The organism is Caulobacter sp. SRI_014 (assembly GCF_057586315.1).
Window position 1 is genome coordinate 1 of record NZ_JBYCZQ010000016.1, and the last position, 13,911, is coordinate 13,911.

10 protein-coding genes and 1 tRNA gene are annotated in these 13,911 nt (G+C 68.5%); 5 read left to right on the plus strand and 6 right to left on the minus strand.

Annotated features, from left to right (window positions below):
- Positions 1 to 236: 236 nt before the first annotated feature.
- Positions 237 to 902 carry a pyridoxamine 5'-phosphate oxidase gene (pdxH, locus tag AC2YG9_RS21960; protein ID WP_487300137.1) on the minus strand — a complete coding sequence of 222 codons (666 nt, stop codon included), beginning with the start codon at positions 900 to 902 and terminating at the stop codon, positions 237 to 239.
- A gap of 96 nt (positions 903 to 998) precedes the next feature.
- Between pdxH and AC2YG9_RS21965 the strand changes: the two genes are divergently transcribed.
- The 3 genes from AC2YG9_RS21965 to AC2YG9_RS21975 are packed head-to-tail and all read left to right on the plus strand — an operon-like array spanning position 999 to position 3,930.
- Positions 999 to 1,685, plus strand: coding sequence for a molecular chaperone DnaJ (locus tag AC2YG9_RS21965; protein ID WP_487300138.1), 687 nt, complete (start codon positions 999 to 1,001; stop codon positions 1,683 to 1,685).
- A gap of 31 nt (positions 1,686 to 1,716) precedes the next feature.
- Entirely contained in the window at positions 1,717 to 2,784 is a 1,068-nt protein-coding gene (gene aroC, locus AC2YG9_RS21970) for a chorismate synthase (RefSeq protein ID WP_487300139.1), read from the plus strand.
- 33 nt (positions 2,785 to 2,817) lie between these two features.
- Positions 2,818 to 3,930, plus strand: coding sequence for an NAD(P)/FAD-dependent oxidoreductase (locus tag AC2YG9_RS21975; RefSeq protein ID WP_487300140.1), 1,113 nt, complete (start codon positions 2,818 to 2,820; stop codon positions 3,928 to 3,930).
- Positions 3,931 to 3,952: 22 nt separating this feature from the next.
- On the opposite strand, the gene AC2YG9_RS21980 is transcribed toward AC2YG9_RS21975, so the two are convergent.
- From AC2YG9_RS21980 to AC2YG9_RS21990, 3 genes are read right to left on the minus strand one after another with little or no spacing between them, the layout of a single operon-like run.
- Positions 3,953 to 5,149 (minus strand): PQQ-dependent sugar dehydrogenase, encoded by a 1,197-nt coding sequence (locus AC2YG9_RS21980; protein WP_487300141.1) that lies wholly within the window; start codon positions 5,147 to 5,149, stop codon positions 3,953 to 3,955.
- A gap of 37 nt (positions 5,150 to 5,186) precedes the next feature.
- Positions 5,187 to 6,908, minus strand: coding sequence for an asparagine synthase (glutamine-hydrolyzing) (asnB, locus tag AC2YG9_RS21985; protein ID WP_487300142.1), 1,722 nt, complete (start codon positions 6,906 to 6,908; stop codon positions 5,187 to 5,189).
- The gene (locus AC2YG9_RS21990; protein ID WP_487300143.1) at positions 6,908 to 7,936 is read right to left on the minus strand and encodes a glycosyltransferase; all 1,029 of its coding nucleotides are present in this window, start codon (positions 7,934 to 7,936) and stop codon (positions 6,908 to 6,910) included. Before AC2YG9_RS21990 ends, asnB begins: the two co-directional genes overlap by 1 nt.
- A 203-nt stretch (positions 7,937 to 8,139) precedes the next feature.
- Between AC2YG9_RS21990 and AC2YG9_RS21995 the strand changes: the two genes are divergently transcribed.
- A tRNA-Met gene (locus AC2YG9_RS21995) sits at positions 8,140 to 8,216 on the plus strand.
- Positions 8,217 to 8,274: 58 nt separating this feature from the next.
- Positions 8,275 to 9,147 carry a DUF2262 domain-containing protein gene (locus AC2YG9_RS22000; protein WP_487300144.1) on the plus strand — a complete coding sequence of 291 codons (873 nt, stop codon included), beginning with the start codon at positions 8,275 to 8,277 and terminating at the stop codon, positions 9,145 to 9,147.
- On the opposite strand, the gene AC2YG9_RS22005 is transcribed toward AC2YG9_RS22000, so the two are convergent.
- Positions 9,148 to 10,662 carry a response regulator gene (locus tag AC2YG9_RS22005; RefSeq protein ID WP_487300145.1) on the minus strand — a complete coding sequence of 505 codons (1,515 nt, stop codon included), beginning with the start codon at positions 10,660 to 10,662 and terminating at the stop codon, positions 9,148 to 9,150.
- A 160-nt stretch (positions 10,663 to 10,822) separates the two neighbouring features.
- A complete protein-coding gene (locus AC2YG9_RS22010; RefSeq protein ID WP_487300146.1) occupies positions 10,823 to 13,672 on the minus strand; it encodes a TonB-dependent receptor in 2,850 nt (949 codons plus the stop codon).
- Between the last annotated feature and the right edge of the window lie 239 nt (positions 13,673 to 13,911).

Here is a 13,911-nt window from a genome sequence, read left to right on the forward strand (position 1 = left end):
TCATCCTGAAAAGCCGGCCAGAACGAGCGGTTCGCCCGGAGTCCGCCGCCAGGTAGGCGCCGGGGTGTCAAAAGGCGCCTACATTCCCCGCGCCGGCGCCAACGCCATGCCTACGCGCGCGCCAACATCCGCAGCCCCCACACCACCCTGAATACCACACCAGATCAAAGGCTTACGAAGCGCAAGTCTCTTGCCTGCCTCGGAACCTGGTATAATCGTTGACCGCTTCGCTAGCCTCAGGGGTACAGCCGGGAGGTGGTCCAGCCCTCGCCGGACCGCGCGAACACCAGCCGCTCGTGCAGACGGAACGGGCGATCGCGCCAGAACTCGATACTCTGCGGCGTCAGGCGGAAGCCCGACCAGTGCGGCGGGCGCGGCACCTTGCCGAGGCCGAACTTCAGGCCCATCTCGGCCACCCGCTTTTCCAGCGCAAAGCGGTTTGGCAGCGGCCGCGACTGCTCCGAGGCCCAGGCCCCCAGTTGGCTGTGGCGGGCGCGGGTGGCGTGGTAGGCGTCGGCCTCGGCCTCGCTGACGGGGGCGACGGTCCCGCGAATGCGCACCTGACGGCGCAGGGACTTCCAGTGGAACAGCAGGGCGGCCTTGGGATTGGCCAGCAGCTCCCGGCCCTTGGCGCTCTCGAAGTTGGTGAAGAAGGTAAAGCCTGACGCGTCCACGCCCTTGAGCAGCACCATGCGGGCGTCCGGCAGACCGGTCTCGTCGACCGTGGCCAGGGTCATGGCGTTGGCGTCGTTGGCCTCGGACTCTACCGCCGCCTTCAGCCAGGTTTCGAACAGGGCGATGGGGTCGGCCTCGGGCAGCAGGGGCAGCGGCTCGGCGCTGGTCACCTGGGTGACGTAGTCGTCTTCGCTCGGCGAGGCGGGGATCAGGGTGTCGTCGGCCATGACCGCTATGTAGCGCCGCCCCGCTCATGTCGCCACGCTTAACCCGGAATTGACTCTGTGCAGCCCACGGTGAGCCCAACAATAACAGGGGCGCTGATGGTGGCGGCCAAATCCATGGATACCCGCAAGGCGCGGGCGCTGCTTGGCGTGCGCGGCGATGTCGGCGAGGCGGCCCTGCGCGCCGCCTTCCGAACCGCCGTCAAGGCCGCGCACCCGGACCGTCCGGGCGGCGATGCCGCCAAACTGCGCGCGGTGGTCGAGGCCTATGGCCTGCTGAAGGCCGCCAAGCCCCCCGAACCGGCGCCGCCCCCGCCGCCGAAGCCTGTCCAGGCTGACGGCATCGAGATCAGCCCCGCCCAGGCCGCCGCCGGCGGCCGTATCCTCACTCGCCTCGGCGATGGGAGGCGACTGGCGCTGGACCTGCCGCCCGGCCTGCGCCCCGGCGACACCGTGCGCGCCGGCGAGACCCTGCTGACGGTTACGGTCAAGGGCGCGGCCGGCCTGACCCTGCGCGGCGATGACCTCTGGCTGAGCGCGCAGCTGCCCCATCAGGCCGGCGGTCGCCTGCCGCTGGCCACCCCGACCGGCCCCAAGGAAATCTGGATCGGCCGGCGCGACATCGCCCGGGGCCTGGTCCGGCTGACCGGCCAGGGCCTGCCGGCCCGGGGGCCCCACGCCGCCGGCGACCTGATCGTCACCCTCAAGCCCCCGCCCCCGCCGACCGAAAGCGGGGCCCGCAGCCGGCTGCGCGCCTTCCAGGCCAACTGGGCTCCGGTCTTGTAGGCTGGGGCGATTGCGCTAAGACGCCTGCACGATGTCGCACAACACCTTCGGCCATCTGTTCCGCGTCACCACCTGGGGCGAAAGCCACGGCCCGGCGCTCGGCTGCGTGGTCGACGGCTGCCCGCCCGGGATCGAGCTGACCGAGGCCGACATCCAGGTCTTCCTCGACAAGCGCAAGCCCGGCACCAGCAAGCATGTCACCCAGCGCCGCGAGAGCGACACGGTTCGCATCCTGTCGGGCGTCTTCGAGGGTTTCACCACCGGCACGCCGATCTCGCTGATGATCGAAAACGAGGACCAGCGGTCGAAGGACTACGGCGAGATCGCCCACGCCTTCCGCCCCGGCCACGCCGACTACGCCTACATCGCCAAGTACGGTCGGCGCGATTATCGCGGCGGTGGCCGCTCCAGCGCCCGCGAGACCGCCGCCCGCGTCGCCGCCGGAGCCATCGCCCGCAAGGTCGTCCCGGGCGTCACCGTCCGCGCCGCCCTGGTCCAGGTCGGACCCCACGCCATCGACCGCTCCGCCTGGGACTGGGCCGAGACCGCCAACAACCCCTTCTTCTGTCCCGATGCCGCCAGTGCGGCCAAGTGGGGCGAATACCTGGACGGCATCCGCAAGGCCGGCAGCTCGACCGGCGCCATCGTCGAGGTCGAGGCCGACGGCGTGCCCGCCGGCTGGGGCGCCCCGATCTATGGCAAGATCGACGCCGAACTGGCCGCCGCGCTGATGTCGATCAACGCCGCCAAGGGCGTCGAGATCGGCGCCGGCTTCGCCGCCGCCGCCCTGACCGGCGAAGAGAACGCCGACGAGATGCGGGCCGGCAACAACGGCCCGACGTTCCTCAGCAACCACGCCGGCGGCGTTCTGGGCGGCATCAGCACAGGCCAGCCGGTCATCGCCCGCGTCGCCTTCAAGCCGACCAGCTCGATCCTCACCCCGCGCCGCACCCTCAACGAGGCCGGCGAGGAGATCGAGCTGCGTACCAAGGGCCGGCACGACCCCTGCGTCGGGGTGCGCGCCCCGCCGGTCGTCGAGGCCATGACCGCCTGCGTCCTGGCCGACGCCTTCCTGCGCCATCGGGGCCAGGTGGGCTAGCGGCGCCGGGCGGCGCGCTCTACCAATCGCTACATGAGCCAGTTCGATTTCGACGCCGTGGTGGTTGGCGCGGGGGCCGTCGGCCTTGCCTGCGGCTATGCGCTGAGCAAGCGCGGGTTGGTTGTCGCCGTCCTCGAGAAGGAAGCCGCCATCGGCCAGGGTGTCTCCTCGCGCAACAGCGAGGTCATCCATGGCGGTCTCTACTATCCGACCGGATCGCTGAAGGCCCGGCTGTGCGTGCAGGGGCGGCGGATGCTCTACGCCTTCCTCGACCTGCACCACATCGACTACCGCCGCTGCGGCAAGCTGGTCGTGGCCACCACGTCGGACGAGGTTTCGCGCCTCAACGCCATCTGGGACCAGGCCCTGGCCAACGATGTCGAGGGCATGGAGCGACTGACCGGCGAGCAGGCCCGGGCCCTGGAGCCCGGCCTGAAATGCGAGGCGGCGCTGCTGTCACCACAGTCGGGCGTCTTCGACAGCCACGGCTACATGCTGGCCCTGCAGGGCGAGATCGAGGCGGCCGGCGGAGCCGTGGTCACCTCGACGCCGTTCGAAGGCGCGACGCCCCTGGCCGGCGGCGGCTTCACCGTGCGGGCCGGCGGCGCGGAGGCGACAGAGCTGACCTGCCGCCTGCTGGTCACCGCCCCCGGCCTCTCGGCCCAGGGCGTTGCGGGTCACATCGACGGCTTTCCCGCCGACCAGATTCCCCCCGGCCACTACGGCAAGGGTGTCTATTTCCGGCTGCAGGCCAAGGCGCCGTTCGAACGGCTGATCTATCCGCCGCCGATCCACGGGGCGTTGGGCACCCACTATCGCAAGGACCTCGGCGGCCAGGCAGTGTTCGGACCGGACCTCGAATATGTCGCCTCCGAGGACTACAGCGTCGATCCGGCCCGGCGGGACGCTTTCGCCGCCTATATCCGCAAGTTCTGGCCCGACCTGCCGGTGGAAGACCTGTCGGGCGACTACGCCGGCATCCGGCCCAAGCTGCATGGGGCGGACGAGCCGCAGCCCGACTTCCAGATTCGCGGGACCGAGACCCACGGCATCGAGGGCCTCGTCGCCCTGTTCGGCATCGAGAGCCCCGGCCTGACCAGTTCCCTGGCCATCGGCGAAGAGGTGGCGAGGTTACTTGTGATCTGACAGGCAGGCCATCCGCCCTGCCCTAGCCCTTCGGCGTCAGCTTGATGAGCGAGCCGCCGTCGGTCAGCACATAGACCGCGCCGTCCGGGCCGACCCGCACGTCGCGGATGCGCTGTTTCAGATCGGTCAGCAGCCGCTCCTCGCCGACCACCTTGTCGCCGTCGAGGGTCAGGCGCACGAGATCGCGGTCCTTCATTCCGCCGACGAACAGGCTGCCCTTCCAGGCCGGGAACAGGCCGGCGTCATAGAAGGCCATGCCCGAGGGCGCGATCACCGGGTCCCAGTAGTAGACCGGCTGCTCCATGCCGTCCTTGGCGGTGAGTCCGTCTCCGATCGGCTTGCCGTTGTATTCCAGGCCGTAGTTGATGGTCGGCCAGCCGTAGTCCTTGCCACGGCGCGGAATGTTGACCTCGTCGCCGCCACGCGGGCCGTGCTCGACGGTCCACAGCTCGCCGGTTTTCGGATTGATCGCCGCCGACTGGATGTTGCGGTGGCCGTAGGACCAGATCTGCGGCAGGGCCCCGACCACGGAGGTGAAGGGGTTGTCCCTGGGGATGACGCCGTTCGGATAGATGCGGATCACCTTGCCGAAGGCGGCGTCCAGCTTCTGGGCCTGCATGCGGCCGGCCATTTCCGAGCGCTCGCCGGTGGTGATGAACAGGAAGCCGTCCGGAGAGAAGGCCAGCCGCGAGCCGAAATGCATGTTGTTGTCGAAGGCCGGGGTCATCCGCCAGAGGACGGCGACCTCGGTCAGGGCCTCGCCCACCAGCTTGCCGCGCGCCACCGCCGTGCCGTTGCCGCCCTCGCGCGGCTCGGAGAAGCTCCAGTAGACCCAGCCGTCGTGGACGGCGACATCGAGCAGCCCGCCCTGGCCCTTGGGATCGACCGGCGGAAGGCCGCCGACCGGGGCCGAAAGCTTGCCGTCCTTGCCGACGATACGCAGGGCGCCGCCCTTTTCGGTGACCAGCATCCGGCCGTCCGGCAGGAAGGCCAGGCCCCAGGGCTTATCGAGACCGTCCGCCACGGTGACGGTGTTGAACGCGACGCCGGCGCTCTTCAGCGGCGCGCGGGTCTGGCCGGGAAAGGCCGGCTTGTAAGGGGCGTTGGCGGCGCGGGTTTCAAGCGGCCCGCTGGTCGCCTGCGGGGTCTGCGCATCGCTGGGTTGGCCGCCACAGGCGGCGAGGACAGCGGCGGCGGCAAGGACGGTCAGGCTGCGCATGAGAAACTCCGGAATGTGACTGTCTCCCTAGATAGGGTCAGTCGCCACCTCGCAAAGTCCTCATCGCGTCGGAGGGATCCGCATCCTCCACATGAATTAAGGACCAGAGGGCAAAGAACAGCAGTGGCCAGCGCTGGGCCTCACCCCGCTCATCGGCGAAGGCGGCCCGCACGGCGTCTGCGTCCAGCACCTTGGCGACGGTCTCGACCCGCGCGATCCTTGGACCGAGGTCGGCCGCGCGGGGGGCGATCCATGCAGCGACCGGCACGGTGAAGCCCTTCTTCCGCCCCCAGGGGTCCGCCGCGGGGCAGTGCCGTTCCAGCCACTTGCGCAGCAGCCATTTGCCGTACTTGCCGCGCAGCTTCATCCGGTCGGGCAGGTTGAATGCGAATGCAGAAACCTCCGGATCGAGGAAGGGAGTGCGTCCCTCCAGCCCGTTGGCCATCAGGCAGCGGTCGAGCTTGAGCAACAGGTCGTTGGGCAACCAGGTGGCGACATCCGCCGCCTGGGCCTGCTGCAACGGCGTGCGGCCCGGAACGGCGACCTGCGCCGCCGCGTCCCGCCAGTCGTCAATCCAGGGCGAGCCGGCGCGCGGCTCGGCCGGGCGACCGCCCAGCCACGAGGGCCGCATGGCCCGGCGATAGCGGCCATAGCCGCCGAACAGCTCGTCCCCGCCCTCGCCGGTCAGCACCACGGTCAGCTCGGCCCGCGCCGCCTGGGCCAGCTTGAAGGTCGGCAGGGCGGCGTAGTCGGCGGTGGCGTCGTCGAAGGCCCAGGCCACCTTGGGCGCGATGGACCAGAAGTCCTCTTCGGTGAAGGTGGTCTCGCGCCAGTCGAGGTTCAGGGCTTTGGCCACCCGCTCGGCCTGGGCCCGTTCGTCGCGGGCCCCGGGGGCGTCGAAGCCGCAGGTGTAGCCGATCACCGGCCGTTCGTTCAGCCGGGCCATCAGGGTGGCGACCGTGGCGCTGTCGACGCCGCCCGACAGGAACAGTCCATAGGGCACGTCCGAGCGTTGATGCACCCGCACGCTGTCCTCGAGCACGGCGTCCAGTTGTCTGAGCAGGGAGGCCGCGTCGCCCGCCGTCACACCGGCCGGCGGCAGAGCCGGCCGCACTCGCAGTTCCTCAATGAAGTCGCCCTTCACCTCGGCGACGGCGCCGGGTGGCAGGCGATGGCATTCGTGCATCAGGACAGGACTGAAACTGTAGTTCAGCGCCAGAAGCTGGCCGGCAGCGTGTTCATTGACCTGCAAAGGGCGATCAACCAGCGAGCGCGGCTCTGAGGCGAAGACCACACCCTCGCCCTCCTCGCGGCCATTCAGGCCATCGCGGAAATAGAGCGGCTTGATGCCGAAGGGGTCGCGCACCAGCCAGGTCCGGCCATCGCCGCCGATCAGGCAGAAGGCGTACATGCCGCGCAGCCGATCGAAGGCCTTCTCACCCTCCAGGGCGTAGATGTGCAGCAGCGGCTCGAAGTCGGAGCCGGTCGCCAGGCGGTCCTTGAGGCCGAACTCCTCGGCCAGTTCGAGATAGTTGTAGATCTCGCCGTTGCCGATGATGGTCGAGCCGGCGGCGTGCAGCGGCTGCCAGCCGCCTTCCAGGTCGATGATCGACAGGCGGGCGTGACCGATCGACCAACCCTTGCCGTCCTCGACCCGGATGCCGTTGGGGCCCCGGTGAGCAATCCGCTGGATCAGCGGCCGGGCCGACGGCCCGCTACCGCCGGCGTCTTCGGCCAGCACCCCGGCGATGCCGCACATCAGGCGGCTCCGAACTGGGCGAACAGCTGGTTCCACTGGCCGACGACGGCGCCTTGGCTGAACTCGGCCTCGACGCGGGCGTGGCCGTTCTGGATCAGCTTGATGCGCTGCATGGGGTCGGCCAGCAGGGCGGCGGTGCGTGTCGCCAGGGCCGCCTCGTCGTCGATGGGAATCAGCAGGCCGTCCTGGCCGTCGCGGATCAGCGCCTTGGGCCCCTGGCTTTCGGCGGCGACGACGGGCAGTCCGTGGGCCCAGGCCTGGATGACCACATTGCCCAGCGGCTCGTAGCGCGAGGGGAACAGGCAGACATCGGCCGTGCGATAAAGCGCCGGGGCGTCGGTGCGCCAGCCGAGGAACCGTACCCGATCAAGCACGCCCAGCGAGCTGGCCAGGGCCTTGAGCTGTTCCTCCAGCGGGCCGACGCCGGCGATCCACAGATAGGCCTCGGGCAGGCTCTTCAGCGCCTTCAGCGAGACGTCATGGGCCTTGGCGGTGTGCAGCCGGCCCATGCCGAGCAGCAACGGCACGCCCTCGGGCGTATCCAGGCTGGCCCGGTCGACGGGCGTGACCTCGTCCGGCGCGGCGGCGAAGTTGGGGATGTAGCGAACCTTCTCGGCCGGCCAGCCCTGGCCGATCACCCAGTCGACGATGTCCTGGGTATTGCCGACCAGATGGTCGAAGCCCTGGTAGTTCTTGAGCTTGTAGTAGCCGCCGAGACGTCCGATCCGGGCCCACGGCCCCTTGGGCGTATGGCGCGCCGCCCGGTTCATCCAGGCGACCAGCAGCCGGGCGTTGACATCCTTGGCCAGGGCCGAGACGCCAGGGCGCGTCAGGAAGTCGATGGGCCCACCGAAGCTGAAGGTGCGGGCGGCGACGCCGGCGGCGGCCAGAGCCTTCTCGCGGCCGGGGTTCTTGCGGATCGCCGCAGCCTGGTCGGGACCGCCGGCGCGCAGGGCGCTGACCAGCTGAACGAAGTAGAGCTCCGCCCCACCCTCGCCGCCGGATCCCAGAAGATGCAGGACGCTCATCGCCCCGGACCCTAGAGCGGGTTCCGATAAGTGGAAACCGGTTATCGGATCAAACGCGCGACAAATGGAATGTGCGCGATGGCGCTGAACGGAACCACCGCTGCGCCGGGAGGGGCAATCTTTTGGGAGAGGGCGTCATCGGCGCTTGAAGAGCCGTTTCAACGCCCCTATAAGGCCGCCTCCCTGGCACGCACGCCTTGAATGGCTGGGTAGCTCAGATGGTTAGAGCGGTGGATTCATAACCCACAGGTCGGCGGTTCGATCCCGCCCCCCGCCACCAGGGCCTTTCACAGACGAGCCGTTCCAACCTAGGGTCAGCCCGACGGCGGATGAGCCGCATGCAAGGACCTCTCGTGCCCGCCGCCCCGCCGCCCGATATCGACACCTTGATCCGCGACAGCCAGGCGCTGCGCGCCAGCCGCCGCGGGGCGCAGGCGCGTGAACCGGTCATCGAGATCATCGGCCTGGTCGATCCGAGCGGCGCGGGCCGCAGCCGCTGGAAGGGCGATCCTGAATGGACGTTCTCGGCCAACCTGATCGCCTGGCGCCTGCCCGGAGGCCCGGTGCAGCGGACGCCCGTCCGGCTGGAACGACCGGCCGATGATGACGCCTATGCCGTCCTCGGTCCCGCCTTCGATCCCTACGACCTCGTCCGGATCAAGGTTCGCATGCCGCCGCCGGAGGATGACGGCGTCCGCCAGGCCTTCCTGGAGGGTTTGGTCCACACCATCGTCGACGACGACGAGCTGGAAGCCTTCGCCGCGGCGCTGCAGGCGCCGGTGGTGGTCCAGGACGCGCGACTGGGCGACCTTACCCTCGACCGGAGCCTGTCCTGGTTCAACGGCGAGGTGGCCTGGCGCGGCGGGAGCGTCCGGGTGCATCTGCCCGCCGGCCCGGACGACAGGCCGCTGATGGTTCCGGAGGCCGGCGCCGTCGTGGCCGCCCTGGCCGATTGGGACGAAAGGGCTCGGCGGCGCATCCGCGAGGATCTGCTCGACCTCTTCAACGACACCTGGCGGGATGAGGCGAGCGACCCGGCGCCGCTCTCTGTTGACGCTTTCCAGGCCCGGCTGAGCCTCAGCAGTTTCGACCTGGATCAGGAGCGAGGCCTGACCTTCTGGTACGATGACGGCGACCTGTTCGCCGGTCACAGCGTCGAGGTGCGGGGCAGTTTGGACGACGGTTTCAGCTCCGCCGCCCTGGCCGGCTGATCAGGCCGCGGCCGAGTTCTGCGCGTTGGCGGCTTCGCGGTCGCCGTTCAACACCTTGTCGAACACCGTCAGCAGGCGCTCGGCCTTGATCGGCTTTTCGACGACATCGTTCATCCCGGCGGCGATGTAGTCGCGCACGTCCGAAGGATCGGCGTTGGCGGTCAGGGCGACGATCGGGACGATGCTGGCGGGGCCGGGCAGCGCGCGGATGGCGCGGGTGGCGGCGACGCCGTCCATGCGCGGCATCTTGATGTCCATCAGGATGAGGTCGTAGCAGCCGATGGTGGCCATCTCGACGGCCTCGACGCCGTCGACGGCCTGTTCGCTGGTGCAGTCGAACATCTCGCACAGGGCCTCGGCGACCATGCGATTGGTGGCGTTGTCATCGACGATCAGGATGTGGGCGGCGGAGGCGGCGATCATGCCGGCGGCGGGCGCGGCGACCTGTTCGACGGCCTCGGGGGCCAGCAGGCTGAAGACAACCGTGGCGCCGGAGCCCGGGTTGGTCTCGGCGCGGATGACGCCGTTCATGGCCCCGGCCAGGCTGGCGGCGTGGGCCATGCCGAAGCCGATGGCCAGCGGCTTCTCGCCGTCGATGGCTTCGAAGATGCGGGCCAGGCGGGCCGGGTCCGGGGTCTGGCCGGCGTCACGCACGCGGGCCTCCAGGGAGAGGCCTTCCAGGGCCGGACGGGCGCTGAGGGTGACCTCGACGGCGCCGCGGCGGGTGGCGCTCAAGGCCCGTTCGACCAGGCCGTCGAGCAGGTCGGCCAGGCGGTCGGCGTCGAGTTCGGCGGCCAGCTCCGGCGCGCCGTCATAGGCGGTCAGCAGGGTGACGCCGGCGGTGGCGGCACGGGCGGCCCAGCGGGCCTCCAGGCTGTCGATGACCTCGCGCAGCAGGGTCGGCCGGGGCGCGAGGGGGGCCAGGCCCGCCTCGGTCGCCTGAATGGCGCTGGCCCGGTGCATCAGGCGGTGCAGGTCGGCGAAGCTGTCGGCCAGGGCCTGGGCGCAGCTCTTGCTGTCGGCGGGCAGCGGCTGGCGGATCAGGGCGTCGACGAAGGTCTGGGCGTCGTCCAGCTGGCGCAGGATTTCGGCGGCGAGGACCTGGGTGTGGGCGATAGTGGCGTCGTGCCGGGCCCGCGAGCGGTCGCCGCGCGCGGCCAGCAGGTTCACCGCCGTGCCGACGCCGAGATAGAGGCCGGCCTCGGTGACAATGAAGCCGCCCATGAGGGCCCGCCGGTTCTCGGCCAGCATTTCGTCGCGGAACTGGGAGGTGCGGGTCGCGCCGTCGATGGTCAGCGGAGCCAGGTCCATGACCGAGGCCACCGGCGTCGGGCCAGGGGGGCGGGCGGCCTCGAAGGCCTGGCGGCGCAGCAGGCCGACCGGGCGGCCATCGCTGTCGACCACGGCCAGAACCTGGGCGTCGGGCTGGTCCTCGAAGGCCCGGCTGGCCGCCGCCACATCCGCGTCCAGGGACAGGGGGGCGCGACGGTCAATCAGGTGATCAAGGCGATCCATCAGGGCGGGTCTCGTTGGCCGCGGGCCGTTCTGACCTGCAAGCTTGGAGTGTGATCCTGCACCATCGCGCTTTCAGACAGGTTAAGCCTGCAACCGCGCAAAGAAAAAGCGGCGGAGACCGAGGTCTCCGCCGCCCTTACTCTAGATACCGGTGTTCGGCTTACATGCCGAAGGTCTTGGTCACCGAGACGCCGAAGGTCCGCGGCTCACCGAAGAAGCCGTTGCGGAACAGGCCCGAGGAGTCGTCGGTCAGGTAGGTGTCGGTCAGCACTTCCTCGTCCGTCAGGTTCTTGACGAAGAGTTCGAAGCTGAGACCCCAGCCTTCGTTCGCCACAGTGAGGGTGGCGTTGGTGTTGGACCAACCTTCCAGCTGATCGGCGTTGGAGTTGTAGATCCGCGAGAAGCTGTCGGTCTGCTGGTAGTAATCGCCGCGCAGGGTCGCGTCCCAACCGCCGAAGTGCCAAGTGTACTGGGCGCCCAGCGAGAAGGTCCATTCCGGCGAGTTCGGCAGCTTGTTGCCGGACAGATCGGCGGCGACTCCGTCGCTGATCAGACCGCCGAAGGCGTTGGTGCCGGTGGCGATCGGGCTGTTGGGATCGCCCGCGATCAGCGGGGTGCCGGCCGTGGCGGTGGTGACCGCTGTGCAGACGCCCAGGATGGCGAACGGGTTGTTGGTGGCGTTCGAGGTCGACAGGGCCAGGGCCGCGTTGGCGGTCGTAACCACGCAATTGGAGGCCGCGCTCGACTTGACCAGCGTCAGGGCCGGGTTGTCCTGGGTCCGGTTGAAGACGTCGATCGAGCTGCCGTCCTGGATTTCGGTGTGCAGGTAGCCCACCGTCATGTTGAGGCGGAAGTCATCGATCGGCTCCCAGATGCTTTCGAACTCGACGCCGTAGATCTTGGCGTCGATGTTCTCGTTCACCGAGGTGCGGTTGACGATCTTGGAGACCTGATAGCCGATGTAGTCGTAGTGGAAGATGCCGGCGTTGGCGACCAGGCGGCCGTCCATCAGGGTGTTCTTGGTGCCGAACTCCCAGGCATCGACGAATTCAGGCTCGAAGGTCGGCGAGAAGCAGCTGACCCCCGCCGAGGCCGAGCACGGCGGGTTGACGCCGCCGCCCTTGTAACCGCGCGAGTAACCGCCGTAGAGCAGGCTATTGTCGGTGACTTTCCAGTCGACCACCAGTCGGCCGGTGAACTCTTCGAAATCAGCCTTCAGGTGCGGGGTGGTCGGGTCGAGCGGGACGCCCGTTCCCGGGACCACCAGCACAACCGGCCGGTTTTCGACGATCTTCCGATCGTGAGTGTAGCGAAGACCGCCGGTGATCTTCAGGGTGTCGGTCAGGTTCCAGTAGACTTCACCGAACACCGCGCGGGATTTCAGGTGATACTCGCCGGTGCTGTCATAGTAGTTGCGGCCCGAGCGGTTCGGGTTTTCGTTCGGATCGACGAAGCAAGGTGTGACGTTGGAACAGGCGAGAACCGAGGCCGCCGGCGGCAGCAGGTTTTCGAGCTGGGGGGCGCCCGTCAGGGTGTTGCCCAGGACGTAGTAGTCACCGTTGGAGGTGAAATCGAGATAGATGCCGCCGATGTTGAAGTTCACCGGCCCGTCGAAGTTCGAGGACAGACGCAGTTCCTGGCTGAAGTTCTCGCTCTGGCCGCCGGAAATATCAGCGGTCGTAAAGAGATTCGACGCGCCCAACTGTGGATCGTTGATGAAGCCGCCCGGGAACACCGCCGCGTAAATGCCCGCGTAGCCGGGCAGCGCCGCATAAGCGTTCACCGGGTTCGGTACGGCGTTCAGCGTCTTGGTAGGGACAATGCGGTTGTAGTCCTGCTTGGTGAACAGGCTGTTTTCCGCATAGGAGGTCAGCGAGGTGACCGTGAGTTCGTCTGTGATGTCCCATTCGGCGTTGAACTGGATGATGTCCGTCTCGGCCTGGTAGACCGGGTCGAAAGAGGACTGGATATTGCGGATGTCCGGGTCCTGCATCACGCCAGCCAATTGGTCGCCGGTGGTGAAACCAAACAGGGATCCGAACAGGCCACCCAGGGTGCCGCGGGTATCCGGCGTGCCGAGGGTGCCCGGCCCGCCGGCCTTGACGTCCTGGCAACTCTGGCTGAACAGACCCTGCTGGATGTCGGCGATCAGGCCCACACCCGAGAGTGGGACGCCGCCGACGCTGGTCGGACCGCTGTCCTTGAGACAGAACTGCTTGCCGATGCGCGAGCGCTTGTCGTCTTCCTCGAAGTGATCCCACAGCAGGTAGGTGCGGAAGGTGTCGGTCGGCTCGAAGGAGACCGTCAGACGGGTGTTCCACAGGTCGCGGTCGTCGACATCGTTGCCGGTGGTCAGGTTGTCGCCGTAGCCGTCGCGCTTGAGGTAGGCGCCGGCGGCCCGGATGGCGATGGTGTCGCCGATCGGGATGTTGATCATCGCGCGGACCTTGCGCGAATTGTAGTTGCCGACTTCGCCGCGGATCAGGGCTTCGAAGTTGTCGGTCGGCTTGGCGGTGATGACGTTGACCACGCCGCCGGTGGCGTTACGGCCGTACAGGGTGCCCTGCGGCCCGCGCAGGACTTCGACGCGCTCCAGGTCGAAGAATTCCGACTCGAAGAGGTTGTTGGCGGTCAGCGGGGCGTTGTTCAGGTGGATGCCGGTGCCGGCGTCACCGGAAGCGGCGACCAGCTTGGCGCCGACGCCGCGGATCTGGAAGTTGTAGCCGGTGAAGTTCCCCTTGGAGAAGTTCACGTTCGGGATGGCCAGAACCAGGTTGGGACCGCCGTCGATCTTGGCCTTTTCCAGGGATTCCTGGTTGAAGGCCGACACCGCGATCGGAACGTCCTGGATGGCTTCCTCGCGCTTCTGCGCCGTGATGATCAACTCACCGACGGTGGTGCCGCTTGCGGGCTCCTCGTCCTGAGCGAAAGCCGGAGCGGCGACAGCCATGATGGCAAAGGCGGACACGCCGACAGCCAGCGTCCTCCGCAGGCGCAGAGAATTGTGCATTCTAACCCTCCCCGGGCGCCGCCGGCCTGAATTGGCCTGAACTGCGGTCGCCGTATGTTTCCTCAGTGCCGCGTCTTTGATTGCTGTCGGGGACGCGCGACACTCCCCCGCAGCTTCCATGGATGACATACGCGCATTTGAAGACTGTCAATGTCCTGCGGGTAGGTGAACGGCGATAGGTTACGGCTTTTCACCTGACTGTGGCCCAATAAACGCGCCGTTTTCCTGCCCTCGGGCGA

Bases quoted from the DNA above. Each gene is read 5' to 3' on its own strand.
- pdxH (WP_487300137.1), bottom strand. From the start codon at position 902: ATGGCCGACGACACCCTGATCCCCGCCTCGCCGAGCGAAGACGACTAC.
- AC2YG9_RS21965 (WP_487300138.1), top strand. From the start codon at position 999: ATGGTGGCGGCCAAATCCATGGATACCCGCAAGGCGCGGGCGCTGCTT.
- aroC (WP_487300139.1), top strand. From the start codon at position 1,717: ATGTCGCACAACACCTTCGGCCATCTGTTCCGCGTCACCACCTGGGGC.
- AC2YG9_RS21975 (WP_487300140.1), top strand. From the start codon at position 2,818: ATGAGCCAGTTCGATTTCGACGCCGTGGTGGTTGGCGCGGGGGCCGTC.
- AC2YG9_RS21980 (WP_487300141.1), bottom strand. From the start codon at position 5,149: ATGCGCAGCCTGACCGTCCTTGCCGCCGCCGCTGTCCTCGCCGCCTGT.
- asnB (WP_487300142.1), bottom strand. From the start codon at position 6,908: ATGTGCGGCATCGCCGGGGTGCTGGCCGAAGACGCCGGCGGTAGCGGG.
- AC2YG9_RS21990 (WP_487300143.1), bottom strand. From the start codon at position 7,936: ATGAGCGTCCTGCATCTTCTGGGATCCGGCGGCGAGGGTGGGGCGGAG.
- AC2YG9_RS22000 (WP_487300144.1), top strand. From the start codon at position 8,275: ATGCAAGGACCTCTCGTGCCCGCCGCCCCGCCGCCCGATATCGACACC.
- AC2YG9_RS22005 (WP_487300145.1), bottom strand. From the start codon at position 10,662: ATGGATCGCCTTGATCACCTGATTGACCGTCGCGCCCCCCTGTCCCTG.
- AC2YG9_RS22010 (WP_487300146.1), bottom strand. From the start codon at position 13,672: ATGCACAATTCTCTGCGCCTGCGGAGGACGCTGGCTGTCGGCGTGTCC.